General features: G+C 62.4%; 2 protein-coding genes. One reads left to right on the top strand and one right to left on the bottom strand.

Translation table 11 applies throughout. The annotated features are described in order from the left end of the window. The coding region (locus ROR02_RS16115) for a porin (protein WP_147165062.1) at positions 1–809 on the top strand (809 nt) is incomplete at its 5' end. Positions 810–950: 141 nt separating this feature from the next. Here the strand turns inward: ROR02_RS16115 and ROR02_RS16120 are convergent. After that, a complete protein-coding gene (locus tag ROR02_RS16120) occupies positions 951–2,780 on the bottom strand; it encodes a sensor histidine kinase (RefSeq protein WP_147165063.1) in 1,830 nt (609 codons plus the stop codon). Positions 2,781–3,268: the final 488 nt, after the last annotated feature.

Genomic DNA, 3,268 nt, shown 5'->3' on the forward strand with positions numbered 1-3,268 from the left:
TTTCGGCCATGATCCAGTTCGAGGCCGAGGCCAACGAAAACGGCAACCGTAACGTTGACGAGCAGTACGTCGACGTGTCGGGCGCTTTCGGTAAGCTGCGCATGGGCGAAAAGTCCGGCATCTTCGAGAGCTTCGCCGTGCGCGCTCCGGACGTGGGCGAAGTCTCCCCCGACGACACCGTGTCCGTGTGGCTGAACCAGAACACCGGCATGAACCTGACCACCGGTTCGATGGACACCACCTACGACGACGACTCGCTGCGCGTGTCGTATGTGACCCCGTCGTTCTACGGCTTCAGCGCTGGCGTGTCGTATGCTCCGAAGCCCTCGGGCAACCTGGCTGACCGCCGTGGCGCTGGCGTCCCGACCGGTGACAGCTTCCGCGACGAAGTGCAGTTCGGCATGGCCTTGGACACCGAGCTGGCCGGCGTTGGCGTGAAGGCCGATGGCGTTGCCATGACCGAAGCCGCCGACAACGACTCCTGGGCCTACCGTGGCGGCCTGGAACTGTCCTACGCTGGCTTCGCCGTTGGCGGCAGCTACATGGGCAACGAAGGCAAGGACTTCCGCGACGCCTCGGTTTGGGAAGCCGGCGCTTCCTACACCACCGGCCCCTACGCCGTCAGCTTCACCTATGCCGAGTCCGACGCTCTGGACGACGGCACCAGCTACAAGCTGGCCGGCGCCTACGAAATGGGCCCGGGCGTGAAGGTGGTTGGCAACGTGTTCTACGCCAACATCGACGAAGACTCGACCGGCAACTACCGTTCGGGCATGGGCGCCGTCACCGGTCTGGTGCTGTCGTTCTAAGTCCTTCACGGACGTTTGTCTGGCCTGTCCAGACAAGGAGGGGTGGCCTTCGGGCCACCCTTTCTTTTTGGGGGCGTTTCGGCCCCGCCAGCCCCGCGCCGGGATCGGGGGCGTGAACCGCTCCTGTCCGGAACAAGACGATCAGATGGCCCGCGCCGCTTCGGTGGGACGGGATGCCAGCACGCGCTCGGCCGGGAACAAGACCGTGACATGGGTGCCTTCGCCCACGCGGCTGTCCAGGCGCAGCGCGCCCCCGTGTTTTTCCGCCAGGGCCTTGGCCAGGGGAAGGCCGAGGCCGGTTCCTTCGTGACGTCGGGTGTCCGAGGTATCGACCTGGTGGAAGGGGCACAGCACGAGGTCAAGGTGTTCGGGCGGGATTCCGATCCCCGTGTCCGAGACCGTGACCGTCATGGATCCATCGGGCATGGGCCCCATGGACAAGGTCACCAACCCTCCCTCGGGCGTGAATTTCACGGCGTTTGACAGCAAGTTGAGAAGAATCTGGCGGATGGCGCGTTCATCGCCCCGCACCCAGGGCTGTTCATCCAGGCACAGGGTTTCAAACGTCAGGCGCTTTTCGCTGATCCGCCCGCGCAACATGCGCTCGCAGGCTTTGGCCTCGTCGGCAAGGTTGACGTTTTGTTCCTGTAGCACATAGGAACCCGATTCGATCTTGGCCACGTCGAGAATATCGTTGATGAGGTCCAGAAGGTGCATGGCCGACAGATGAATGTCGCGGGCATATTCCTTCTGGCGGACCATCAACGGGCCGTGAACACCGCTGATCAGCATGTCCGAAAACCCGATGATGGCGTTCAAGGGGGTGCGCAGTTCGTGGCTCATGTTGGCCAGGAACTGGGTTTTGGCACGATTGGCCAGAAGAGCGGCTTGATGAGCGGCGATCAGCTCGGTCCGGCTGTCGATCAGGTCATGCACCACGGTGTCCAGGTTGCCAATCTGGCGGCGGACCTGGGCGATCAGGGCCAGGATCAGCAGGGACGTGATCACCATGGTTCCCAGGTAGATGGGCAGGGAATGCCGCCAGTCGGCCAGCACGGCATCGCGCGATAGCGAGACGGTGACAATCAGGGGCCACGACCCGACCCGGGACCATGATAGCAACCGGTCCTGGCCATCCAGGCCGGTGACCAGGGATGAGGACCCTTCCGGCGCGGGGGCCAGCACCTCCATGTACAGACGGCTGGTGCTTTGGTCGGTTCCAATATAGCGGTCGAAATCGGGAGCGCGCAGGAGAAGGGTCCCGTCCTCGCGAAGCACGGTGACGGCGCCGTTGTCCTTCAGCTTCAGGCTTTCGAAGGCATGGCTCAGCAAGGCGGGATCGACCACGGCGGTGACGACGCCGTTGAAGCTGCCGTCGGCGGCGGCAAGCCGGCGGCTCATGCTGATGAACCAGGTTCCCGACGTGCGTCCCAGCACGGGCTTGCCAATGAAAACCGAAGCCTCCCCGTTTCGTCCGGGGGTGTGAGCCTGGAAATAATCCCGGTCGGAGAGGTCGAGAAGAACAGGAGAGGGTGTCTGGCTGTCGTGAATCAGCAGCCCCGTGCTGTCGGTGACGATCAGCGCCCGCACCATGGGCAACAGGTCGCTCTGGCGTTGTAAAAAGCGGAGGACCGTGGGATCGCCCCGGTCCCCGCCGTGGGGCAACAACGGAAGAACATCATTCACGGCTTCCAGGCCCAGGACGATGCGCGAGACGGTGGCCTCCATCTGACCGACCACGGCCTGACACACCGCATCCGTCGAGTCCTGGGCGGCGTTCAGCGCGGAGTCACGTCCCATGAGGGCGTTGCTGATGAGGGCAAGGTTGAACACCGCGAGCACCAGCACGGCCAGAAGGGTCAAGGCCCGTCCCGAGCGCGCGGACGCGCGGGCTTTCCCGGTTTCCAGGCCGGGGCGCGCCGGGGCATCCGGGGGACGGTCTGACAAAATGGGAGCGGAAGTGATTCCCATGAGTGCCCCCTCAGGCATTTCCCGCGAAGGGCCCCGGGGTAGGGTCCTGGGATCAAGTCTAAAGTCTGCTTAGGCTATCATACCCGGGCATGGTGGGGCCACTCCCACCATGCCCGGAAAAGCTAAAGCATAAAGTCGGCAATCAAATGCTTCTTTCCGTTGTGGCGTGGGGGCGTTTTCTTCTTGGGCTTTCCGGGACCAGGCTTTCCGTTGCAAGCCGGGATTTGTTTCAAGTGAAAACTTTTTGAGCACCGTGCGTTGTGGCGAATTCGGATCCGATGCTCTAACGAGCTGTTTTTAAACTATATTTATATGGGCGGGTGGCTCCCGTTTTCCAGGTTCCCTCTCGCTTTTCCAAATTATCATATTCTTTTTTAATTTACGTAAAAAGCGATGCAAGACTTGCCAGAAGTCTCCGTGAAAAAAAGGGGCGCAAGGGAAGTGCCTTGCGCCCCGGGCGTTTTTTCGATGCCCTCAAGCGCCGGGCG

This window comes from Pararhodospirillum oryzae, from assembly GCF_007992075.1.
GTDB lineage: Bacteria > Pseudomonadota > Alphaproteobacteria > Rhodospirillales > Rhodospirillaceae > Pararhodospirillum > Pararhodospirillum oryzae.

Coding starts and splice junctions, on each gene's coding strand:
- ROR02_RS16120 (WP_147165063.1), bottom strand. CDS start 2,780: ATGGGAATCACTTCCGCTCCCATTTTGTCAGACCGTCCCCCGGATGCC.